Annotated in this window: 24 protein-coding genes; 8 read left to right on the top strand and 16 right to left on the bottom strand. The window is 65.2% G+C overall.

What is annotated here, in order from left to right; all coding sequences use genetic code 11:
* The 8 genes from RT456_RS01495 to RT456_RS01530 all read right to left on the bottom strand — a co-directional run.
* A partial coding sequence (locus tag RT456_RS01495) for an ATP-binding protein (protein ID WP_313341543.1) occupies positions 1-1864 on the bottom strand: 1864 nt, incomplete at its 3' end.
* 5 nt (positions 1865-1869) lie between these two features.
* Positions 1870-3153: a DUF4255 domain-containing protein gene (locus RT456_RS01500; RefSeq protein WP_313341546.1), complete on the bottom strand. Its 1284-nt coding sequence runs from the start codon at positions 3151-3153 to the stop codon at positions 1870-1872.
* Positions 3150-3959 (bottom strand): hypothetical protein, encoded by an 810-nt coding sequence (locus RT456_RS01505; protein ID WP_313341549.1) that lies wholly within the window; start codon positions 3957-3959, stop codon positions 3150-3152. The genes RT456_RS01500 and RT456_RS01505 overlap by 4 nt, the downstream gene beginning before the upstream one ends.
* Positions 3956-4711, bottom strand: a complete 756-nt coding sequence (locus RT456_RS01510) for a hypothetical protein (RefSeq protein WP_313341552.1) — start codon at positions 4709-4711, stop codon at positions 3956-3958. Before RT456_RS01510 ends, RT456_RS01505 begins: the two co-directional genes overlap by 4 nt.
* An 11-nt stretch (positions 4712-4722) precedes the next feature.
* Positions 4723-5247, bottom strand: coding sequence for a phage tail protein (locus RT456_RS01515; RefSeq protein WP_313341555.1), 525 nt, complete (start codon positions 5245-5247; stop codon positions 4723-4725).
* A gap of 25 nt (positions 5248-5272) precedes the next feature.
* Complete coding sequence (locus RT456_RS01520; RefSeq protein ID WP_313341558.1) at positions 5273-7177, bottom strand: phage tail sheath subtilisin-like domain-containing protein; 1905 nt, start codon at positions 7175-7177, stop codon at positions 5273-5275.
* A 21-nt stretch (positions 7178-7198) separates the two neighbouring features.
* Positions 7199-7480, bottom strand: a complete 282-nt coding sequence (locus RT456_RS01525; protein ID WP_313341560.1) for a hypothetical protein — start codon at positions 7478-7480, stop codon at positions 7199-7201.
* A gap of 206 nt (positions 7481-7686) precedes the next feature.
* Complete coding sequence (locus tag RT456_RS01530) at positions 7687-8679, bottom strand: sigma-54 dependent transcriptional regulator (protein WP_313341563.1); 993 nt, start codon at positions 8677-8679, stop codon at positions 7687-7689.
* A 575-nt stretch (positions 8680-9254) separates the two neighbouring features.
* Here RT456_RS01530 and RT456_RS01535 point away from each other — a divergent pair.
* The 4 genes from RT456_RS01535 (at position 9255) to ltaE (ending at position 11774) form a co-directional block, all read left to right on the top strand.
* Positions 9255-9797: a hypothetical protein gene (locus RT456_RS01535; RefSeq protein ID WP_313341566.1), complete on the top strand. Its 543-nt coding sequence runs from the start codon at positions 9255-9257 to the stop codon at positions 9795-9797.
* Positions 9798-9849: 52 nt separating this feature from the next.
* Positions 9850-10299, top strand: coding sequence for a hypothetical protein (locus RT456_RS01540; RefSeq protein ID WP_313341569.1), 450 nt, complete (start codon positions 9850-9852; stop codon positions 10297-10299).
* The gene (locus RT456_RS01545; protein ID WP_313341572.1) at positions 10287-10643 is read left to right on the top strand and encodes a hypothetical protein; all 357 of its coding nucleotides are present in this window, start codon (positions 10287-10289) and stop codon (positions 10641-10643) included. Before RT456_RS01540 ends, RT456_RS01545 begins: the two co-directional genes overlap by 13 nt.
* 102 nt (positions 10644-10745) lie before the next feature.
* Positions 10746-11774, top strand: a complete 1029-nt coding sequence (gene ltaE / locus RT456_RS01550) for a low-specificity L-threonine aldolase (RefSeq protein ID WP_313341575.1) — start codon at positions 10746-10748, stop codon at positions 11772-11774.
* On the opposite strand, the gene RT456_RS01555 is transcribed toward ltaE, so the two are convergent.
* Positions 11775-12446: a methyltransferase gene (locus RT456_RS01555; RefSeq protein ID WP_313341578.1), complete on the bottom strand. Its 672-nt coding sequence runs from the start codon at positions 12444-12446 to the stop codon at positions 11775-11777. It lies immediately after the preceding gene.
* Between the two features lie 736 nt (positions 12447-13182).
* Between RT456_RS01555 and RT456_RS01560 the strand changes: the two genes are divergently transcribed.
* Positions 13183-13503 (top strand): hypothetical protein, encoded by a 321-nt coding sequence (locus RT456_RS01560; protein ID WP_313341581.1) that lies wholly within the window; start codon positions 13183-13185, stop codon positions 13501-13503.
* 115 nt (positions 13504-13618) lie between these two features.
* Here the strand turns inward: RT456_RS01560 and RT456_RS01565 are convergent, their stop codons facing one another.
* The 3 genes from RT456_RS01565 to RT456_RS01575 all read right to left on the bottom strand — a co-directional run bounded on the left by RT456_RS01565 (position 13619) and on the right by RT456_RS01575 (position 17007).
* Positions 13619-15442 carry a glycoside hydrolase family 15 protein gene (locus tag RT456_RS01565; RefSeq protein WP_313341584.1) on the bottom strand — a complete coding sequence of 608 codons (1824 nt, stop codon included), beginning with the start codon at positions 15440-15442 and terminating at the stop codon, positions 13619-13621.
* A gap of 112 nt (positions 15443-15554) precedes the next feature.
* Positions 15555-16421, bottom strand: coding sequence for an SDR family oxidoreductase (locus RT456_RS01570; protein ID WP_313341587.1), 867 nt, complete (start codon positions 16419-16421; stop codon positions 15555-15557).
* Positions 16422-16527: 106 nt separating this feature from the next.
* A complete protein-coding gene (locus RT456_RS01575) occupies positions 16528-17007 on the bottom strand; it encodes a DUF4126 domain-containing protein (RefSeq protein WP_313341590.1) in 480 nt (159 codons plus the stop codon).
* A 153-nt stretch (positions 17008-17160) separates the two neighbouring features.
* Between RT456_RS01575 and RT456_RS01580 the strand changes: the two genes are divergently transcribed.
* Positions 17161-18324 (top strand): zinc-dependent alcohol dehydrogenase, encoded by a 1164-nt coding sequence (locus RT456_RS01580; protein WP_313341593.1) that lies wholly within the window; start codon positions 17161-17163, stop codon positions 18322-18324.
* Between the two features lie 33 nt (positions 18325-18357).
* On the opposite strand, the gene RT456_RS01585 is transcribed toward RT456_RS01580, so the two are convergent.
* Positions 18358-18726, bottom strand: coding sequence for a response regulator (locus RT456_RS01585; protein ID WP_313341595.1), 369 nt, complete (start codon positions 18724-18726; stop codon positions 18358-18360).
* Positions 18716-19858, bottom strand: a complete 1143-nt coding sequence (locus RT456_RS01590) for an ATP-binding protein (RefSeq protein WP_313341598.1) — start codon at positions 19856-19858, stop codon at positions 18716-18718. Before RT456_RS01590 ends, RT456_RS01585 begins: the two co-directional genes overlap by 11 nt.
* A gap of 161 nt (positions 19859-20019) precedes the next feature.
* Between RT456_RS01590 and RT456_RS01595 the strand changes: the two genes are divergently transcribed.
* Both RT456_RS01595 and RT456_RS01600 read left to right on the top strand, forming a co-directional pair.
* A complete protein-coding gene (locus tag RT456_RS01595; RefSeq protein ID WP_313341601.1) occupies positions 20020-20394 on the top strand; it encodes a response regulator in 375 nt (124 codons plus the stop codon).
* Positions 20395-20899: 505 nt separating this feature from the next.
* On the top strand, positions 20900-21709 hold the full coding sequence (locus RT456_RS01600) for an OBAP family protein (RefSeq protein ID WP_313341604.1): 810 nt from the start codon (positions 20900-20902) through the stop codon (positions 21707-21709).
* A gap of 33 nt (positions 21710-21742) precedes the next feature.
* Here RT456_RS01600 and RT456_RS01605 read toward each other — a convergent pair whose 3' ends face one another.
* The gene (locus RT456_RS01605) at positions 21743-22291 is read right to left on the bottom strand and encodes an isochorismatase family cysteine hydrolase (protein WP_313341607.1); all 549 of its coding nucleotides are present in this window, start codon (positions 22289-22291) and stop codon (positions 21743-21745) included.
* 15 nt (positions 22292-22306) lie between these two features.
* On the bottom strand, positions 22307-22945 hold the full coding sequence (locus RT456_RS01610) for a DUF6766 family protein (RefSeq protein WP_313341609.1): 639 nt from the start codon (positions 22943-22945) through the stop codon (positions 22307-22309).
* Positions 22946-23034 lie beyond the last annotated feature (89 nt).

Raw genomic sequence — 23034 nt, forward strand, 5'->3', positions numbered from 1 at the left:
CCAGTCGCGCCCAATCCAGTGCGCGGCCCGGAACGTCCACCGGCAACGCGTTGCGCCAGATGCGGCCGCGTTCGGCCGGGCCGGGGTACGGGAAGTTCACCACGAAACGCAGCCGCCGCAGGAACGCAGTGTCCAGCGATGCCTTCATGTTGGTGGCCAGGATGGCCAAGCCGGAGAACGACTCCATGCGCTGCAGCAGGTAGTTGATCTCGATGTTGGCGTAGCGGTCGTGGCTGTCCTTGACCTCGCTGCGTTTGCCGAACAGGGCGTCGGCCTCGTCGAAGAACAACAGGGCGCCGCCCTGTTCGGCAGCGTCGAACAGCCGCCGCAGGTTCTTCTCGGTTTCCCCGATGTATTTGCTCACCACCGAGGACAGATCGATGCGGTACAGGTGCAGCCGCAGTTCGTTGGCGATGACCTCGGCGGCCATGGTCTTGCCGGTGCCGCTCTCGCCGGCGAACAGCGCGCTGATGCCGAGGCCGCGGTTCATGCGCTCGCCATAGCCCCACTCACGGTATACGCGGTGGCGGCCGCGCGCCTGTGCGGCGATCTGCCGCAGCAGCGCATGCGGTTCGTCGCTCAGCATCAGGTCGTTCCAGTGCGCCCTCGGCTCCAGCCGCTGCGCCAGCAGTTCCAGCTGCGACGAAGCGAAATCGCGGCACAGATCCCACGCAGGAACGGCACGTGTCCGCGCACCCGTGGCGGCCTGGCGTATACGGCCGAGGTCCAGATCGAAGTGGCTGGACAGGCTCGCCGCCTCGGCCTCGTTGTCTTCCTCGACGAGCGCTTCCCGCCAGGCGTGGTACTGCTCGCTCGCCGTCGGCAGCGGCGCGCGGACGGAACAGCTCGGCACGTCCAGCGCCAACGACGTATCCCGCAGACCGACGAACACCGGTCCCAGCGGCAGCGAGAGCAACGTACTCAGTGCGGCCAGCCGTTCGCCCTCGGCCTCGTCGGCCTCCACGTACAAGGCCAGCGGCAGCAGCAGGCTTTCCCGGCGCCACAGGCGTGCCAGCGTCTCCAGTTCGCCGCGCTGCACCGGCAGCGATTCGGAGGCGATGCGGTACAGCCGGCGCGACAGCCGCGCGCAGACCTGGGTGGCGATGGCCAGGCGGCTGTGGCGGTCCTGTCCCAACAGCTGGACCACCGGCGGGGCGTCACCGGGCGCATCGTCCAGCGCCGCCAGGATCTGCTCCACGCTGGCCTGTTGCAGCCCCGACACAGGACGCTCCGCGACCTCGGGGCCGATCCAGGTGCCCAGGCGCGCATCGGCCACGTTGAGGCCCTTCACTGCGTTGACGATGCGCTCGTCCGCACGCAACGCCGCAGCGGTGAGCGCGGTTGCGCCGGGCTGGTTGATCTCCAGCAGGCGCAGGTGGCGCAGCGGTCGGTGGGGCGACAAGGCATCCCACGCCGCTTCGTCGAACAGGCGCAGCGCCAGCGCGAAGGTCGGTACCGCCAAGCCGTCCTGTGCGGCCGCAATCGCGGCAGGCAGCGTCGAATCCAGCTCGACCGCCACGCATAGCCACAGGATGTCGGTCTCGAAGCGGTCCAGGCCAAAACGTCGCGCCAGCGACAGCAGTGCCGGCAGCGGTTCGTCGCCCGCGAAGGCGTCGCGCGCAGCGGCGACCTCGGCCAGTGCCGCAGCGGGATCGGGTGCCGGCAGGGCTGGCAGGTCGGGCAGCTGCTTCTTCCAGCGCGACCACGAACGCGGCGCGCCACCAGCGGCAGTGGGTGCGGCAGCGCTGGCAGCGGCGGGTGTCAACGCCTCCAGGCGCAGGTGCAGCCAGTCCAGCGACAGCGCCAGATAGCGCTCGTTGGCCAGGCTCCAGCCGGGGTGGTCGTGGGGGGCAAGGGCGTGCATGGGCCTCATGCCAGTTCCACGCTCTGTTGCGGATCGAACTGCGCCACACCCTCGCTGCGCAGCACCGGCAGGCTGTCCACACCATCCACGCGCAGCGCCACGGCGTGCACGCCTGCGGTGGCCATCGCCGCAGGCACGGTCGCATGCACCGTGCTGGGCAGGCTCGCGTCCACCGGCGTGTCGACGCTGTCCACCGCCAGTTCCTGCCCGCCGAACAGCAGCCGCACGCCGCCATGCTGGGCGGCCAGCAGTTGCGGCACGCACTCGATCGCCAGCGCGAGTTCGGCCCCCATGGCCGCCGTCAACGGGTTCACTGTGATGCGCGGCGCCAGCATCCACGGCAGGGGATCGCCGATCAGGTCCGGTTGCCCGGGCGTACTGACGCGCAGGCGCAGCGTGTACAGGCCGGGCGCCCACGCCGAGGCGACATCCGGCACGTCGGCGGCCGGCAGCTGCAGCCGCCACTGGCGCGGTCCATCGGCCAGCAGGGGCAGGGACTGGCGCAGGCCGCTGCGCGCGTGGTCGAACACCACGTGGGTTCCGGCACCGGCGCCATCCACATCGACCCGCAGCAGGTCGCCCAGGCGACCGCCAGGCAGTCCCGGCAGCGTGAGGTTCTCGATCGCGCGCAGGCGCGGCGGCATCGCGGCGACGGCGCGTGGGCCGCGATCATCGGGCCCGCGCCGCAGGACCGGCAACGCGGCGCGCACGTTGGCGTCCGACTGGATCAGCACCACCGAGACCTGATAGGCCATCGACGCGCGGAAGCGCGCCTGCGCCGCGGTCCACAGCTTGGACAGCTCCTCGGCGCCCAGGTACTGCGGCGTGATCTTCAGCCACTCCACCTGGTCCGCCAGGCTCTCGGCCGAGAACGACCCGAACGGCAGGGCGGGCGGCGCCAGCAGGGCACGCAGGCGAGCGCGGTCGAGCAGGGGCGTTTCATGCAACGCCTGCATGCCCAGTCCCAACAGCGCATCACGATTCAACTCCTGGCTGCCGAATGCGGTGAGCAGGTAGTGCAGGTCCAGCGCGAGCGGCGGGTTGGCGGTGCGCTGTCCGGCGCCGTCGCGCGACGCCAGCCCCACGTTGCGCCAGCCGCTGTTGGCGCTGACCTGGTAGAGGAACAGGTTGATCTGGTTGGGCTCGTTGTCGCCGGTCAACACGCGGTCCAGCGCCATCGCACCGACACTGACGCTGCCGAGCGCGGACAGGTCGAGGCCGTCGAGATGGCGATCCACCAGGTTCTTCAACGCCGCGGTCACCGCCGCGATTGCGAGCGCATTGCTCATCGCGGGCCCCCATGACGCTGACGCAGGTAGGCATCGAGGCTGGGCACCACCGCGCCGGCGACCGGACGCGAAGGCGGTCGTTGCGGCGCAGGCCCAGGTCCAGGCGGATTCGCGCGGATCTCGACGCTGCCGATGGTGACGTGCACCGGCGTCTCGGCCGCAGCCGGCAATGCCGCGCGGCGTGCCGGATGGGCGACCGGCGCGGCGGCACGCCGGGTGGCCGGCAGGCGCGCCGGCAACGGCAAGGCCGGCAGCGGCGGCGGGGAAGCGGAGGACTCTGCTGCTGCCGGGCGCGCGCGGCGCAACGGCGCGGGTTCGCCTGCTTCGGCCGTCTGCTGCATGCGCGGTGCGGGCGGCGCCGGCGCGGTGGTGTCAGCCGCACGGCGTGGGCGCCGCACCGACAGTGGCGGAGCCTCGGCACTCGCGGCCACGGCCGCCATCCCGCGCCGCATGGCGGGGGTGGCGGACGAAACGGGCAGGGGATGCAGCGACGGTGGTGCTGGCAACGCGGCTTGCAGCGGCTGCGTACCCGCTGAGGCCGGCCGGGCCGGGCGCTCCGCACGGTGTGCGCGCGGCGTCAACTGAGCGTCCGTGCGGTCGTGATGATGGATATCGTGACTGTGCACGAAGACGCGCTCACTACCGCCGGGCGGCGTAGGCGCCGGCGAGGCGCGCTCCGCATCGAGCGCCATCGGCGGGGTCGGCGCGGCCTCCCGAGCTTCAAACACGCTCGGCCTGCGTCGCCGCAGCGCCGCGTGCGCCGGGCCCTGTACCCGTTCCACCAGCCGCTGCAGGAAGCCGCTCACGGCTGCACCAGGTCAAGGTAGAAGCGGCGGCGCACCGCCGTCAGCGAAAGGATGTCGTGTTCGCGCCACCCGTAGGCACGCGCCAGCAGGTGTACCTCGGACAGCAGGTCCTGGGCCCAGTCGTCCAGCGACTCCCACAGATACTCCCCGATGTCGAAGGCCGCGTCCCACGCCGTGGCGCAGGCCGGGCAGCTGAGCGACAGGCGCAGGTCAGCCAGCGGGTCGGACGCGGCCATGCGGGCTTCCAGCTGCACCACCAGGTCCGTTGGCAGTTCGTCCGCGCTGGCCTCGCGTTCGCCCTGGCGCAGGCGCAACACGCAGCGGCGCAGCAGTGCGGAGACGGCTACGGCAGGATCCGCTGCAGCATCGCGCAGCGCCACCACGTCGTTGCTGCTGGGAAGACGGAACTCGATCTCCCAGTCCTGCTCGCGCAGCGCCAATGCCGTCGGCACAGGTGTCGGCGCACCCTCTCCAGTGAACTGTGCGCAGTCAAACTGCGACTCCAGGGTCTCGCCGCAGGCCGGACACTGCGTCAACGTGTGCAGCTGGGGGCCGAACAACGCCGACTGCAACCGGAACAGCGCCGCATCGCGTGTGCCCAGGCTCGCCGCGCTCCACGTCTCCGCCTCGGGCTGCGGCCACACCGCCTGCAACAGGCCCACGGCGCGCGTGTCGGCGTCCGCCGCATGCAGCTGTTCCCAGGTCTGCAACAGCACCTGCTCGAATCCGGCGGCGTGAACGGCAGCAGGCATCGGCATCGTGCTCACGTCGGCTCGGTGAAGCTCGGTTCGGCCGGCTCAACCACGTCGGGGTCGCGCTCCCAGCCCTCGTTCTCAAGCTTGATGTGCTGGATGGCTACCGCGTTGGCATTGGCGTCCAGGTCAGGCAGCGCCTGGTATTCCGATACCCAGCAACGGAACAGGCGATAGGCGATCGCCAGCTGCCCGGATTCGTTGTAGACCTCGATGATCAGGTCTTTGCGGAAGTCCTTGAGCGAGGTTTCAGAACCCAGGCCGGAACCGAAGTTCCACACCTTGTTCGCCCACTGCTCGAACTCCTTGTCGTGGGTAACGCCGCGCTCCAGCGTGATCGGCTCGGACTTGGTGCGCCCGGGCGACTTGCGGCTGATGCTCGGGTCGCCACCTTCGCGGTGTTCGACCACCTCGGTGCTGCGCTTGAGCGCACCCACCTTGCTGATGCCGGCAACGTACTTGTTGTCCCATTTGACGCGGAACTTGAAGTTCTTGTAAGGGTCGAAACGCTGCGTGTTGACGGTGAACTGGACCATGGACGTGCTCCGGTGAAGAGGGGGATCAGGTCTCGATCGCGCCGGCGATCTGCTGCAGCTTCAGCACCACGAACTCGGCCGGCTTCAGCGGGGCGAAACCCACCACGACGTTCACCACGCCCAGGTTGATGTCGTTCTGCGTCGTGGTGTCCTTGTCGCAGCGCACGAAGTAGGTGTCGCGGGGCGAGCTGCCCTGGAACGCGCCCTGGCGGAACAGGTTGTGCATGAACGCGCCGACGTTGAGCCGCACCTGCGCCCACAGCGGCTCGTCGTTGGGTTCGAACACCACCCATTTCAGGCCGCGGAACAGGCTTTCCTCGATGAACAACGCGGTCCGCCGCACCGGGATGTACTTGTACTCGTCGGCCAGCTGGTCGGCGCCGCGCAGCGTCCGTGCACCCCAGACCACGCGGCCGCTGGCTGGCATGGCACGCAGGCAGTTGATGCCGCGCTGGTTGAGCTCGCCGTTCTCGGCATCGGTCAGTGGCACCGACAGCTGCGGCACCCCGACCAGCCCGGCATCGAGTCCCGCCGGCGCCTTCCACACACCGCGCTGCGTATCGGTCCGCGCGAACACGCCCGCCACCGCGCCGCATGCCGCGAAGGTTTCAATCGCGTTGTTGCGCAGCAGGTTGGGCTGGCGCAGGCGAGGGAAGAACAGGGCGGCGTTGCGGCTGCGCGGGTCGGCGAACTCATCCAGACCCTCCAGCGCGTCGGCCTTGGTGTCCCATGCGCTGGGCGAGTCGATGACATGGAAGGCGCGGCGCTGCTCGCAGTACGCGGTGGCCGCGGCCAACACGATCGCTTCGGCATCGAAGTTCGCGCCGTCGTTGCTGCGGTAGGGCGGAATGCACAGCAGGTTGAACAGGTCGGCCTGCTCCAACGCGTACAGGCCGCGCTTCTGCACCAAGCCGAGCTCGGGCAGGAAGTCGGGCGCCGCCAAGGCGCCGCCATCGCTGGCCCGGCGATCGGCCTCGTCGTATTCCAGCTGCAGCGCTGCGCGCGACTGGTCCATCGCCTGCTTCAGCGCGGTCGTGTCCGCGCCGTCGCGCACGCCCTTGTCGAACGCGAGCTTGGCCGCGCCCACCGCGTCCTCGGCGGCGCTGACCTCGTCCACGCCATCGTCGACCGTGGCGGGCAGGGCGCCCTGCACACGCACCAGGTTCGATTCGGAGAGCAGTACCCGGTCCACGCGGCGCGCGCTTTCGACCACCGTGAGGTTCAGATAGGTCTCGCTGCCGCCGCCCGGCGAGGCATCGCGCACGGTCAGGTTGAACACATCGCCGACGCCCACGCCCAGCGCGGCCGCGACCTCGGCGTTACCCGACATCGTGACCGCCGCGCGCAGTTTTCCGCCCCAGCGTCCCTCGTTGGCGGCCTGCAGTGACAATCCGCCGGCCTCCAGCGCCGCTCTCGAGGGGGCTGCCGCCTTGCCACCGGCCGCGAGCGCGGATTCCTTGGTGGCGCCAGACGCTGCCGAGGCAGAGGTGATCGCAGTGGCGACGGCTTTGGCCGCGGACAGCTCGGGTTCTTCGGTGAAGGTAGCAGCCTTGGTACTTGCATTGGCGACCACCGTCGCCAGGTCGGCGCCGCTCCCGGCCGCCGTCAGCACCTCTGCAGCCGCCGCCTCTGCGTCGGCGCGATCCGCGTCGCTGGCGTAGCTGGGGTGGAACAGGCGCACGATCACCGCCTGGCCGCCGCCGTTGAGGAAGAAGTCGTGAACGGCGTAACCGAGTTGGCTACCCAGCCACAACCCGCCGAAGCTGCGCTCGAAGTCGCCGAAGCCATTGATGGTCACCGCTTCGTTCACCGGGCCACGTAGTGCGCGGCCAACGAATGCCGTGACCGACGTGGCCACACCGGTGATGGTGCGCACGCCACTGGGGATCTCCTCTACGTAGACGCCGGGATAGCTAAGGGCAGCGGGCATTTCGGTTCTCCTTGTTCCATGTCAGTGCAGGTCAGCGGTGCGATCGGGGTTGAAGGCGTCGCTCAACGCATACAGAACCTGTCCGTCCGGTAGCAGACGAACCTGCAGGCGGCCACGCTCGGCAAGCAACATCAGCACCGCCTCGATACGACCGCTTTCGCGGTTGTACCGTTGCTGCGGCAGCCACCACCGAACGATGCCCTGCAGCGTGTCCGCGGCTTCCGGATGCGCGCGGAGGTACGCCAGCACGGTGTCGGCGACTTCCAGATCCGGATCATTTCCAGGCGGCTCGAGCGTGGTCATGCGAAGCGTCCCGATGCTGTCGAAGTACAGTTCGCAACATCCATGCCAGCGGCGTTCCCGGCGCAGATGGCGCTCGGAGGCAGGGAATTCGACAGAAAGCGTGATCGAGTGCGCAATTCAGGCGCGCAAACGGCGCTCTGCGACCGGCTCTCCTGGGTGATTGCACACCCAAGGGCGATGCGCGCGGGTGCGCCAGGACCCGGCAGTCAGTCGTGGCAGTGCCGCCCCATGCCGTGGCGCTTGAGCATCTTTCCAAGATGTCTGCGCTCGGTGCTGGCCTCTTCGGCAGCACGGCTGACGTTGTTGCCGGTACGGGCCATGAGCTGCGTCAGGTAGTCGTGCTCGAAGCGCTCCACGGCCTGCTGCTTGGCTTCCGCCATCGAAAGCACATCGTCGCCGCAGATGCGTGGCATTGCGGTAATCGACGCTGCGGGCGGGGAAAACAGCGTTTTTGCCGCGAGCGCCAATTCTCCGATCCCGATGCGGCCATTGCTGGCGTGCATGCAGGCCCGGAGCGTGACGTTCTCCAGCTCGCGCACATTGCCCGGCCAGTCGTGGCGGGACAGGGCCTGCAACGCCTGCTCGGTCCACTCGCACGGCGGGAGACCGAAGCGTGCGGTCAGCTCGGGCAGCAGGTGCATGGCCAGCCCTTCCAAGTCGCCGGCACGATCCCGCAGCGGCGGCAGGGTCAACTGCAGCGCGCCGAGCCGGTAGTAGAGATCGCTGCGGAAGCGACCCTGTTCGATCGCAGACAGCAGGGGACAGTTCGTGGCCGCCAACACGCGGACGTCAGCAACACGCAACGTCCGCTCGCCGACGACACGAAACTCGCCGCTCTGCAGGAAGCGCAGCAACGTGGTCTGCGCCCTCGGGGACAGCGAGTCGATCTCGTCCAGGAACAGCGTGCCACCGCTGGCGACCTCCACCAGCCCCTGTTCGCTGCTCCGCGCGTCAGTGAAGGCGCCACGCCGATGGCCGAAGAGTTCCGTTTCGAGCAGGTTGTCGGCCAGGGCGCCGCAGTTGACCGGCACGAACGGCTTGTCGCGGCGCGAGCTCGCGTAGTGCAACTGGCGTGCGACCAGTTCCTTGCCCGTACCGGTTTCGCCCTCGATCAGGACCGACGCATCGCAGCCGGCATAGCACGAGATGAGGTCCTTCAGCTCCCGCATCGCGGGGGAGTCGCCTACCAGCACCTGCATTTCCGGGGGCTTCCGAGTCGCACTGTCCATAGCAGCTCACTCCGTAATTGACCGATTTCTTCCAGATGCGCTGCGCTGCAGATGGAGGTCGCCTGGCGGAAAACACACCTGGCCACGGGCTCCAGAATCTGGGGCAACATCAAGTTGCACGTAAAAGTGGGCAGTGACCGGACAGGGAGGCACGAATTCGGTACGCCAGCCCTTGGCGAACCGTCCAATCTTCGAACGAACGCCCCTTTACGAGAGCTCAGCTGACCGATTTACGAAGCTGAATTGCGTCACGCATGGCGGCAAGCGGCCTTGGAGACAAGCGTCCTGCCAAATGCCCGGCGCACGCTTACAATCGCATGCACCGCGCCCCATGCCCGGCGCACCCTTGCAATCGCGTGCAACGCGCTCCATGCCCGGTGCACGCTTACAATTGCGTGCGCCGCACGCATCGACCGGTGCACGAAGAATCGTAGTGCCACGCCCTGCGTGGCTGCCCCAGGAGACGTCCCGCAGAGGGCGCTCAAAAGAGAGAGCATTACAACTTGATCGCAAGCGAATGGAGTAAATCCCTAGGTCTCATCGGCATGGCACTAGCCCTGGCACCCATGGCATCAGCAGCAGAACCAGCCCGGAACCCCACCCCCAATCAGGAACAGATCGATCGCGCAGTAGCGCTCGCAACCTGCAAGGCCGACCGCCCAGCGTTCCGCACATTGGCCTATGAGCTACGCGACGTCGCATCCACCCGCGAGCCCTCGGCAGGCTGGCAACCGGTCGCCCGCGAAGCCGGGGAGTACGGCGCGGCGCTAGGCAATATTTCCGGTGTCCTGGCGGAAATGCGGCTCACCGAACCCGTTCTCATGTTCGGCCATCCGACCACGCGCTTGATACTGTCGCGCAGTTCCGTGGTGGCTACCTTCGATGACCCAGCCATCGGTGCAGACCTTGCCACGTCCATGGGCATTGAACCGGAGACGGGGCAGGGCACCCCCGGAGGGATGCGCATTGTCGAGTCAACGCCGGAAGCCGAAGGCGATGGCATCGAGGTGAAGGCATTGATAACCTCGCGGATCGACGCCGATCATGGACCGTCCGCCGTGGCAGGGTGCCTCTACTACACCCAGTAGACGCGAAGCCACCTCTGCCCACCCTATTGGACACAGCAGCAAGGACCGAGCCATGAGTCAAAAGGGCACGCTAAGGCGCAACACGCTCATCTTCTTCGCGCTCGGCCCGGTGATGGGTGGCCTCTGCATGTTCATCCAGGTTCATCTGGGGTTGGAGCATCCAGTGCCGCTGTCCGAATTCTTCAGCAGCGGCACGATCCTCATGGTCGTTGTCTTCATCATTGGCGGCTACGTGGTAGGCGCGCTCCCGGCGCTCGCCGCCGGAGTGATGTTCGCCCTCCTGGCTTCCCGGCGCACACTGGGCTTCATGGGGAGCCTCTTGGTGGGCGCCGGCGCAGGCTTCCTCACCAGCGTAGTGGCGGAGGCGGTCATCATAGTGGTCAATGCAGGCGAGCCCGCATGGAACTGGACCATCCCCGCCACGGGCGCGGTTGCCGGCGCGATCTGCGGCGGCTACTGCTGGCGGGTTGCGCAATGGGGATCCCAACAATGTCGCCTTTAGGTTTCGTGGCAGTCGTCCAGATCGGAGGTGGTCTGCTCGGATGCATCGTCTGCTCGCAGATCACCGACACCAAGTTGCCTGAGGCCGTGATTGACGATCCCAGCAGAGGCTGGCGGATCTTCGAACGCACCATGCTGTTCCTCATGTGCAACATGCTTTCCTTGTTTGCCACGGTGGGGCTGCTTGAAAGCCTCCTGGACGACCCGGTGAAGCGCATGCTGGCCGTTGGCCCTGACTGGATGGATGCATTGTTGCTGCTGGTGACGCCGCTTCCGATTGCCTGGCTGTTCTACCTTGCCTTTGCCGGACTCAGCCGTTGGTGGCACAGATTCCTTGGCCGCTAGCACGGCACTGAGGGCCTCAAGGAATTCGTTAACATAACCTCCATCAAGATCCCCGCGTCACCCTGACTCGCGGGCTTGCCACCCCATTCAGCGAGTTCCCAGATGCAGTGGATTGATCTGCGCAGCGACACCGTCACCCAACCCACCCCCGCGATGCGCCAGGCCATGGCCACCGCGGACGTGGGGGATGACGTCTATCAGGACGACCCCACCGTCATCCAGCTTGAGCGCCTCGCCGCCGACATGCTGGGAAAGGACGACGCGCTGTTCGTTCCGACGGGGGTATTCGGCAACCAGCTCGCGGTGTTCACCCATTGCCGCCGTGGCGACGAAGTGATCGCGGGCGACGACTCGCACCTGGTCTGGCACGAAAACGGTGCCGCGGCGGTGATCAGTGGCGTCCAGCTGCGCACCATCGCCAGCAACCGGGGCCTGTTGGAGCCCAGCGAGATCGCGGCCCGCATCCGGGTGGGGGAGGATATCCACATTCCCCGCACCGGACTGATCTGCCTGGAGAACGCGCACGGCAACGGCCGCGTCATCCCGCTGGCAACCATGGAGGCCACCGCCGCCATCGCCCGGGAACACGGCGTGCCCATCCATCTGGACGGCGCACGCGTGTTCAATGCCGCCACCTACCTGGGGTGCGACGTAAAGGCGATTACCCAGCATGTGGACACGGTGATGTGCTGCCTCTCCAAGGGCCTGGCCGCACCCGTCGGCTCGATCCTGGCGGGGCCGGCGGCCTTCATCAAGCGCGCGCGTTACAACCGCAAGCTGCTGGGAGGAGGGTGGCGCCAAGCCGGGGTGATTGCCGCGCCGGGCATTCTTGCGCTCACCGAGATGACGCAACGGCTGGATGTGGACCATGACAATGCAACGTACCTGGCTCGGCAATTGGCCGACGTGCCAGGCATTGACGTGGACATGGACGACGTCCACATCAACATGGTGTGGTTCGCGCTACCCGAAGGGGTAGACATGCGTCGGCTGATGGAGGCCCTGGAGGCGGCAGGCATACACGCGAACGGTGCGTACGGCGGGAAGATGCGGTTGGTGACCCATTGGCAGATCGACCGGGAAGCGATCGACAGGACCGTCTCGGTGATCCGGAGCGTGGTGGCTGGGTAATCAAACAGGCCGGCGCGCGACCCAGCCCCGGAAGCTGAGGGCGGCGTAGAACAGCTCCACGTCCGTGAAGCCGGCCGCCTCCAGCAACGCAACCTCGTCCTCTGGGGAGATGGCCGGGAGCTTGTCCGCCATGACCGCAATCGACGCTTCGGCCTGCTCATCCAGAACACCGTCCGCTGACGCGAACGCTGCCGAGCGGCGCAACCAACGCATACGCGCTTCAGGTGCATAGCTGTGGTGAGCTACCACGAGCACGCCGCCAGGCCGCAGGCGCTGGAACAACCCACGCAGGGTTTTCAGCCGCGCATCGGGGTCGAGGAAGTGCAGGGTGAGCAGGCATGTAGCGCCGTGAAACTCGCGGGTCGGCGCATCCTCAATCAGCCCCTCCACCAGCACAGCACGCGAGGCGTTCGCGCCCAGGGTATGCCGTGCAAGGTCCAGCATCGGAGGTGAAGGGTCTACGCCGACAAATCGCCAGCCGGGCTGCGCCTGGGCAAAGGCGTCGAGCTCCAGCCCGCCCCCGGCACCCAGCACCAGCACCTCGCCCGTTGGCGGAACGGATTCCGCCAACAGAATGTGCGTCATGCGATGGAGTGCCGCCATGCCAGGCACCTTGGCTTGGGCGGTTTGCTGATAACTGCTGACTGCGAAGGGGTCGTTGAACGTCGACATGGATACTCAGCCCGCGTGGGTCCATTTATATGTAACTGCAATTGTTACATACGACGGACACGCACCGCGACCGGGTAGGGTCGGTTGCCAGACGACCGCACTGAACCCATCAACACCAGGTAGCGCATGACCTCGAACGAAGTCCGAGATCGACCAGGAAGTGTCACGCAACGGTGCCTCTTACATTTCCTGCGCCTACCGAAGCGCGGAGTCAAACAGCACTCTGGCCTGCTGGATCGCTGTCTCATGCGTAGCGGCCATGCTGCTCCGTGCCAGTTACTGGGTGGGAGCGTAACGCAGGGTGGGGGAGGGCGTTTGCAGGATCTTGCTGTTGTTGCGCGGTGCGGGTTGGGAGCGACAGTGTTGCCGGTGGTTTGGCGAACATTTGGGTTGCGACCGAACGGGCTGGAAGTGGGACCTGCTGCCTTGGTAACTGCGTGCCGGTACAAGGATTTTGACGAAATGATTTGCTCGCGAAATTCCGTTTCGCAACCCCATTGATGCCGTGAACCGCGACCGGGCGGCGTCGAATTCCAGTACTGTCACGTCTGTCGCATGGTGTGCCCTGGGTGTCAGAACCCGAAACAAACATTGCATGTTGAACGTCCTGTGTCGGGAGGGTGGCGGAATACAACACCCTCGTGGAAACACGTCGCACCGTCTTGTTTGTTTCACGGTTCTGAACCTCCCGACTCCCTCGCCATCCCGGCGAGGGAGAACACAGAGGAGAAGCATCATGCACGACGATTGGGCGAGCCTGACCCCCGAGCAACAGGCCTTCCGCAAGCGCTTCTGGCGCGCGCCGAAGAGCGTAATGATCAATGCACTTCATCACGACGGACTAGAGACGTATCCCGGCTGCCCGACCGTGCCCTGTCTGAAGACGCGGGGCCTGTGGATGCGTGACCTCGGCATCGAGCCTGGGACGCGGATGTACCTGGGTATCGGACGCGAAGTGTTTGTCCTGGCGGCAGACCCGTCGCCGGACGCGCTGTCCAAAGCGATGGTCCGGTTTGAGAAGACTGGGGCCAGTTGGAGGCTCGGGCCGGTTGGGTAAGTCAGGCCAGAGCGGGGCGGCGGCAACGTCGCCCCGGGACGCTCCTCATAAACCCCGCACGGCATGATCAACCACGGCTCGCCACCCGCATCAGTCCGGGCGGCTCTCGGCCAAGCTACTCACCATCCACGGCGTACGCGGCATGCACCAGGGCCAAGTGACTCAGGCCCTGCGGCGTGTTGCCCAGCCCCTGTTCTGCCTGCGGGTCCCACATCTCCGACATCAGACCCACGTCGTTCTGGACACGGGCCACCAACGATCCGAACAAGCGATTGGCCTCATCTGCCTCGCCCAACAGTCCGTAAGCTTCCACCATCCAGAAAGCGCAGCTGATGAACGTCCCCTCGCAGTCCTGCATGCCGCTGTAACGCCAAAGCAGATCGCCGCTCTCATCCGACAGCTCGCGCCGCATGGCCTCTCGGGTCGATATGAAGCGCTCCCGCCGAACCTCAGCAAGGCCGAAGCGCGAGGCCAACATGAGGCTGGCGTCCAGGCGGTCAGTGCCGGGGTGCATCACGTAGCTCTGCTTTGCCTCATCCCAGCAGTGCTCGTCGACCCAGGCCGGGATGCGCTCCTTCTCGCGCTGCCAGCGCGGCAGACGCGCGGTGGTGATGTGGCCAGCTTCGGCCAGTTCACAGGCCCGGCGTAGGGCCATCCAGCATTCCACCTTGGACATTGTGTAGTGCTGCGCGTCTCCCAGCTCCCAGAAGCCGCTGTCCTTGCGCATCCAGGTATCGGCGCATTCGTCGGCGAGCTCAAACAGCAGGCGGGCGGTGGTGGGGTCGAGGATGTGGCCCGCTTCGATCATCCGGCTCGCCATCTCCAGAACGTCGCCGTAGGCGCAGGTCTGCAGCTGCTCAGAGGCCGCGTTACCCACGCGCACCGGTTGGCTGTTGCGGTAGCCCGGCACGTCGATGCAGCGTTCCTTCTCGACCTGCTCGCCGCGAAGGGAGTAGCACGGCGCAAGCCCTGGGCGATGGCGGCCAATGGTGGTCATCAGCCAGCTGAAGCCAGCCTTGGCGTCGGGGAGGGCGCCCACGCGCAGGAAGGTCTTGATGACGTAGGCCGCGTCGCGCACCCAGGCATATCGATAGTCCCAGTTTTTGTCGCCACCCATGCGTTCCGGCAGCGAGGCGCTTACCGCTGCGGCGATGGCACCGGTGGGGGCGAACCACAGAAACTTCAGCGCCAGCGCTGATCGAATGACCTCGGCGTGGCGGCTGACACCGCAGTGCAGGTCGTCCACCCACTGACGCCACTCCCGGTCGGAGCGATCGATGCGGGTATCGATATCGGCCAAGGGAGGGACGGGGAGCACTTCGTCCTGCGCGGCCAGCAGCGCGATGATGTGCCTGTCACCAGGCCGAAGGGTGAGGCTGCCGCGCACTTCACGGTCGTCACACTGGGTGATCTCCGCGCTGTCGGGATAGCGCAGCATCGTCATCACGGGGCCGGCATGATGTACGCACCCGTTGGGGGTGTCGCTCATCCACGGCGTGCAGGTGCCGGCTCGGGTGCCTGGCAGGTAGTGCAGGTCGAAGGTCACCTCTCCCTCAACGCCCTCCAACCGCCTGGCCAGCTCGGACCAAGGCAAGCGGCCGGCCGGGCCGCTGTTGAGCGACTCGGTTACCCGTACCAAGCCGGTCGTGGTGCGGACTAGCGTTTCCAGGACGTTGCTGTTATCGCGGTACCGCCGTTGCACTTCCTGAGCGTCCCGGGCGTGCAGGACAAAGCGACCGCCGGCGGGTTCATCAAGCAGACGGTCGAGCAAGGGCGGGGCGTCCATGCAGGGCGCGCACCACCAGTCAATGCTTCCATCGGGGGCGATGAGCGCGCTGGAGCGCCCATCGCCGATGGCGGCATAGGAGTGGATGGGGGCATACCCGTCCGCGTCGCGCTCGACAGGAACGGTCCCGGCCTTGCTGGCACCAGCGGTCACGGAAGCAGCGTGCCGCCGGTGGTACCGCTGGGAAGCTGGGTCAGCGGCTTCTGCGTGTCGTATGGATTGAGAGAAGTCATTGGAGTCCGCGGGGAGGGGAGTGCCAGGCGCGTTACAGGGTGACGGCACCGCCGGAGACGGTGAGCAGTGCACCGGAGGTGTAGCTGGCGCTGTCGGCCGCAAGCATCACGTAAGCCGAGGCGAGCTCGGCTGGCTGGCCGGGTCGACCGAAAGGCGTCTGGCTACCGAACTGCTCCACTTCTTCCGCGGCCATGCCGGCAGGAATGAAGGGCGTCCAGATCGGGCCTGGCAGCACTGCATTGACCCGGATGCCTTTCTCTGCGAGCAGGCCCGCAAGACCAATGGTGAGGTTCGCAAGGGCGCCCTTAGTAGCGGAGTAGGGCAGGATATTGGGGGTGGGCTTCTTGGAGTTGACCGAGGCGGTGTTGATCACCGAGCCGCCGTCCTGCAGGTGTGCCACGGAAAGGCGTGTGAGATTAAACACTGCATGCACGTTCGTCTCGAACGTTTTGCGCCAGTCCTCGAGGGTGATGTCGTCGAAGGACTCGTAATAGCGCTGGTACGCAGCGTTGTTGACCAGGATGTCCAAGCCGCCAAGTTCGGCCGTGACCTGCTTGATGAGCGCCGCAGCCTGGGCGTCGTCGCTGATGTCGCAGGGGCACAGGACGGCCTTCTGACCCGCCGCTTCGATCAGCGCGCCAATGCTGGCAGCATCCTTTTCCTCCCCCTCAAGAAATGCAATCGCCACGTCGGCGCCCTCGCGGGCGTAGGCGATGGCCACTGCGGCACCGATGCCACTGTCGCCGCCGGTGACCAGGGCTTTCTTGCCCTTCAGAAGGCCGTGGCCAACGTAGCTCTCCTCACCGTGGTCTGGCCGGGGGTCGAGCTTGTCGGTCTTGCCAGGAAACGACTGCTGCTGAGCTTTGAAGGGCGGCTTCGGGTAGTTGGGCACGGGCATCGAGGGAGCCTCTATGGGGTGGAAGAAACGCCAGTGTGCGAATGTGCGGGTAAACAGAGCGCCCCTGCGATGTGGATGGCTTGTGCAGGGGCCTGGACAAAGCCAATCAGCGGCGTCCTCTTCGCTTGGCGCCCCTTGCGGACTGAGTGATCAGCGCGGCGCTTCCCACGGCGATGGCATCCTCCACGGCCCCGGTGCTGGTTTGGCCGTAGCGGGCAATCGCGCGCATGCGCAGGTTGAAGGTCACGTAGGCCATACCAACGGCAGCACCGGCCCCCAACAGCGCGCCCAGCTTTCGCTGCCGATGCGGAGCCAACGCCGCGCCGGCAATCAGCCCGGTAGCGACGCGCGCCACCATGCCTGCCGGCACGATCCGATCAGGGGCCGTTTTCATCTTGTCGCCGATGAGCTCACCGCCTGCCAACGCAAGCATGCCTGCCGACGCGAGGTTGTTGGACAAAAGGCGAGGCGCACCGTTATCGGCCGGCAGGTTGCCGCTGCGGGCGGCGTTCGTCACCGCAGCCAACGGGGTCATCGCGCGCATCCCGGCTACTGCGCCCATCAATATCGAGTGGATCAAAGCCATCTCGTTCTCCTGAGTCGAAAATGTGCATGCTGGGCCTGTAACCATGAGAACGGCGTCTTGGCGGGATCCACATCTTCACTACACGGCAGTCACCGACCGGGGACGCGGTGACGGGTATCTCTAGGTGCATCGATCACGTCACGAGGAGCCCCAATGCGCGCGTTGACCTACCACGGCAGCAAAGACGTCCGGGTGGACACCGTTCCCGATCCCACCCTGGCTGCGCCCGATGACCTGATCCTGCGCGTCACCGCGACGGCCATTTGCGGCTCGGACCTTCACCTTTACCGCGGCAAGATTCCTGATCTTCATACCGGCGACGTGCTGGGCCATGAATTCATGGGGGTCGTGGAGGAGGTGGGCAGTGGGGTGACCGATCTGAGGCCGGGCGACCGGGTCGTGGTGCCGTTCGTCATCGCCTGCGGCGAGTGCTTCCACTGCAAGCTGGCTGAACACGCAGCGTGCGAGACAACCAACACCGGCAAGGGCGCGGCACTGAACCAGAAGGGCATCCGCCCGCCGGCGGCACTTTTCGGCTACAGCCATCTATACGGCGGCGTTTCAGGCGGGCAGGCTGAATACGTGCGGGTTCCGAAGGCAAACGTGGGCCCGCTGCGCGTGCCGGACGCGCTGCCCGATGAACAGGTGCTGTTCTTGTCGGATATTTTGCCAACCGGCTACCAGGCCGCGATCAACGCGGGCGTCAAGCCGGGATCTACTGTGGCCATCTTCGGCGCCGGCCCGGTTGGACTGATGGCTGCCGCGTGCTGTCGCCTGTTGGGCGCTGAGACCATCTTCATGGTCGATCATCTGGCCTACCGACTGGCCTTCGCCGCGCAGACGTACGGCGTAACCCCGGTGGACTTCAGTCAGATCGAGGACCCCGCGCAATACATCATCACCCAGACCAATGGGCGCGGCGTGGATGCGTCCATTGAGGCAGTCGGCTTCGAAGCCGAAGGCAGCGCTCTTGAATCGGCGTTGACCACGCTGAAGGTGGAAGGCAGCAGCGGGGTGGCGATCCGCCAGTGCATCGCCGCCACCCGCCGCTGCGGCACGGTAAGCATCCCCGGCGTCTATTCCGGCTATCTGCATGGCTTCCTGCTTGGAGATGCGTTCGACAAGGGCCTGACCTTCAAGATGGGCCAGACCCACGTGCAGGGTCTGATGCCCGAGCTGCTCGATTACATCGGGGAAGGCGCGCTCGACCCTGGCGTGATCATCACTCACCGTCTTCCGCTCGAAGAAGCCGCCCGCGGCTACGAACTGTTCGACCGTAAGGAGGAGGACTGCCGCAAGGTGATCCTCATCCCCTGACACATGACAAGGGCGGGGCGGCAACCCGCTCGACTACGAGAGCTGTTCGTGGATGGCCGTGATCAGCTGCTTGAAGCGGTAGGGCTTGGGCAGAAAACGCATGGACGAAGGGATAGGTGGGAGCTGCGAACGTTGCAGGCCTGATACCACCAATACCTGGGCGTTGGGCTGTGCCTGGGCAACCTCCGCAGCGACGTCCAGGCCCGTTACACCGCCTGGCATGCTCACGTCCGTAACAACCACCGCATACCGTGTGTCACCCCTGAGATGAGCGATGGCTTCCACGCCATCGGATGCAGGGGTGACCACGAATCCTTGATCGGCCAACGCTTCAACCACCACGGTGCGCAGATCGTCTTCGTCTTCAACAAACAATATGTTGATGGGCATTTCAAGGCTCATGGATTGGAAAACAAAGCACGATGCGGGTGCCTACGCCCGGAACGCTGCTCAGGTGAGGAAATCCCCCGGATTGCTTGGTAAACCCAAAGACCTGACTCAGGCCCAGACCGCTGCCGCGTCCTACCGGCTTGGTCGTAAAGAACGGCTCGAAGACCCGTGCCTGTTTGTCAGCTGGGATGCCCTCGCCATCGTCCTCGACCGTCAGGCAGACGTGGGGCTCCGGCGCGTGGTTTTCGGAGGCAGGATCCTGTGTTTCCTGCACGCGCGCAGCAATCGTGATGGTGCCGCCATTGGGCATGGCATCCCGGCTGTTGCACACCAGGTTGAGCACCGCTGCCTCCAGTTGGGCCTTGTCGACGAATACCAGGGGAAGATCTTCATCGAGGTCGAAAACAACGTTGACCGCGTCACCCGCGGAGCGTTGCAGGAGCTCTTGGGATTCGCGCAGCGCTGCGGTGACATTCAAACGTTCAGGGGACAAGTTCTGTCCCCGGCCAAATGTCAGCAACTGTCGGGAGAGTAGCGCTCCCCGTTCGGCCGCCCGTAGGGCCGTCTCAATCAGCTTGGCAGCGGGCCCGTCCTTCACCCGGACGCTGATGAGGTCCAGACAATTGACAATGATGGTCAGCAGGTTGTTGAAGTCATGGGCCAGACCCAGAGTCAACTTGCCGATGGCTTCCATCTTCTGCGCCTGCAGCAGGCTGTGTTGAACCTGCTGCAGCCGTTCCTGCGCGTCGTGGCGCTCGGTGATGTCGCGTGTCACTTTGGCGTATCCAACCAGCACGCCTTCCACCCAGATGGGATCGATGACTACGCTCGCCAGGAAACGAGAACCGTCTCGCCGAACCCGCCATCCATCCTCGATGCACCGGCCCTCCGTGGCGGCCGTTCGCAGGTTGCGTTGCGGGACGCCTGCTGCGGCATCGTCGGGCAAGTAGAAGCGGGAAAAGTTGGTGCCAATCACCTCATCGGCGGTGTAGCCCTTGATTCTCTGACCACCGGGGTTCCAAGTGCGAATCACGCCATGCTCGTCCAGCATGTAGATCGCATAGTCGGTAACGGAGTTGACCAGAAGCGCGAACTGCCGGCTCTCGTCGTTCAAGGCGTCTTTGGGGCGTTGCAACTCTGTCACGGCCATCCTCCCCGGATCGGGTCACCCTAAAGCACCGTTTGTAAAGAAATCGTAAAACATTCGGCACCGCAGCCTCGCGTTGATCCCGTCTTTACACATACAGAGGGACAGTCGTTCACACTGAGTGCTCGGTGTTATCACGCTGGCGAAAGAGGCATTGCATGATGGACGAGGCGGGCCCGGTGAGCGTGTTCCTGGTCGAGGACGAACCCAGCCTGATGTATGTGCTGGAGGAGTCGCTCAAAAGCCTGGGTTACGCCGTAGGGGAGAAAGCAGAGTATCTGCCAGAGGCCTTGGAGCGAGCGCAAAGCGAAGCCTTCAATGTGGCGATGCTGGACGTCAACCTGCATGGCCAAGAGTCTTTCCCTGTTGCGGACGTGCTGATGGAGCGCGGGATCCCGTTTGTGTTCACCACGGGCTTTGGGGTGAGGAAGTTCCCTGAGAGGTTCAACCGTACGCCCGTCATGGAGAAGCCGTTCCGACTCAAGGATATCCGGCGCGCAATCTCTGAGCTCCACCCGGCGGCATCTGCCTGACCGCTTCGTTGTTGAGCGGCTCCGCTCCGCCGTCACGAATCAATCGCCGACTGGCTAGAGGCGGATTTGACGATCCCTTGACGCCGCAGTGACGCGCCGTGCCCTCCGCCAAGCGGATATTTGTCTTCAGATATCTGCCAGGAGGATCTTATGAGTGCTTACCCACAGTTCCGCGCCGCAACGCCCCGCGTAACTCGGATGGAAATGGCGGATCTCTACGTGGGCGATGCCACTACCGTGGTCCAGCTGGACGCGGTCCCCTGCGAGACCTGGATCCAGAACCTGCGAGCACTGGTCAGCCGGTCCACGGATCTTGAAGGAACTCGAGTGGAAGTGGAGGGCTCATGGGTCCACTTCATCGGCGTGCGGAAAGAGGGTGGCCCCGTTGCCGCTCGCCTCTTGGAACTGATCGCGACTGCAGGCGAGATGGCCTACGAACCCGCTCCCATCCGAGCACCCACGTTCAGGGCGACGCCAGCGCCCGCTGTACAGTGACCTAAACGCGATGCGTCGATCCATCCTGTCCGCCACAGCCGCACTTACCTTGACCGCCTGTGGAGGCGGCAACACCGAGTCCAGCGTGCAAGCCCCGGGAACCGATGAAACGGCCAAGACCAAGGCGCTGGAGGCCGGCGCCGCGCTGCTGCAGGATCGCCCGCCGATTGCCGCGATCAATGCCTACCTGGACGGCTTCCATTTCTACAACGGCCGGATGGACGCTCAAATGGAAGCGCATCACTATTGCTCCATCCTCAACGAGGATGTCATTCAGTGCACGATCTACGACGGCAATGTGAAAGACGCCAAGCTGATGGGGGTGGAATACATCATCAGTGAGAAGCTGTTCGCTGGCCTCCCTGAGCAGGAGAAGGCGCTCTGGCACAGCCACGTCCATGAAGTGAAATCGGGGCAGCTGATCGCACCAGGGATCCCGGAGGTGGCCGAGCATGAGCTCATGGAAAAGCTCATCCACACGTATGGAAAAACGTGGCACACCTGGCACACCGACCTGGATAAAGACCTGCCGCGCGGGATGCCGCAGCTGATGATGGGCTTTACCGCCGATGGCCAAGCCGACCCCGCGATGGTGGCAGCACGGGATGCACGGCTGGAGGTCAGCAGCGAGGACAAACGGAACCGCCGCGCCGATATCCCCGAACCCGCTATAGACCCGGGAGCAGACGCCTGGCAACAGGGGAGGGTGGTCCAGCTTCAAGATCCGACGGGTGCACACGCTCACGACGCCGGCAGTAACGTCAAGGCGCCTTCCAACCCCGAGCAGAACGCAACGTCCAATGACTCTACCGAACAGTAGGTGTGAGTCGGCAAGGGGTTTGAGAAACACCCTTCAGCGGCGCAGGTAACTCGCCAGCTTGAGGACACTAGCCGCCTTGGAGTCACCCAGCAGCCGTAATGCGGTCGTTCGTCTGGAGCCAATACCAGCCACCGCTTCCTGCACCACGATCGTGTGGTATTCCCTCGCATTGCTGTCGAAGCAGGTGGCGGCGATGCATGACTCGGCGGTCATTCCTGTAATGACGAGCTCGCTCACGCCAAGCTTGGCCAGGAGCACGGAAAGCGGGGTGGCGAGGAACGCCGAGTGCTTGGGTTTGAGCACGAAGTAGTCGCCACGCTGCGGCTGCAGAATTTTAGCGATTGCTGACGACTCGCCTTCCGTCGCCAGACAGAAGCCTACCAGTTCTTTGAAGTCCATCTGCCAGTTGGCAAAATTGTCATTTGCATATATCACCGGGTTACCTCGCTCGCGGAAGCGCCGCGCGAGGACAGCGATCTGCCCGGCGGCCTTCAGCGCGTTGAGCTTCACCTGGTCAGCTTCGGGGAAGTCGAACAGAGTGAACATGTCAATGATCAGAAGAGCAGGGGTGGGCTGACTCATGGATGCTCCGGCGCCTCAATCGCCCGTCTGACTGTGCGGTGCAGCCAGCGGCTTCGACTGGGGCGAGTCCTTCTGGCGCAGGAAAATGGTCAAGATGACCAACGCGAGCACAGCCAAAAATTCGCTCTGCCAGTTCTGGAACGACTCGAACCAGAAGCTGCTGCTCCATAGGTGTTCCCAGCACGTCGGCGTGGGCTGCCCAAGGGCCCTCTGTTCATCGACTTCCGCACGCCAGCTGCCCGCAAGGTGCAACGAGAAGCTCAACAGGAACAGCGCACCGAAGGTGATCGCCAGGGAGTGGCCGTATAAGGTCTTCCAGAGCCCGCCTTTGCGAACGGCCCAAGGGGTAGGGCCAGACTCAATGCGCTCCTCTTCTTCGGCCTCGTTCAGTGGTCGGGATTCAGCGGAGCCCTTTTGACGCAGGCTGACAGTCAGCAGGACATACATGCCCATCTGGAGGAACTCACTCTCCCAGTTCTCAAACGTGGCGCTGACGAAGTGCCCGCTCTGCAGGTAGTCCCACAAGTCCAACGGCGCTCGGTGTGCGTCAGCAAGTTCCTGGTTGTGTGCCAGGAAGCCCGTCCACACTTGCCCTCCCAGGAAGCAGAGAAGCAAAAAGAGCAGCACGATCGACAAACCGTTACGTTTCCACATTCCCATACGGCCCAGAGTTAAGCTAGCTATCCGACGTTAGTCCCGCCGGTGGAGAAATCCGGTGAAGGAGCGGCAGCCAGTGCCGCTCC

The organism is Stenotrophomonas sp. (genome assembly GCF_032099025.1).
Classification (GTDB): domain Bacteria; phylum Pseudomonadota; class Gammaproteobacteria; order Xanthomonadales; family Xanthomonadaceae; genus Stenotrophomonas.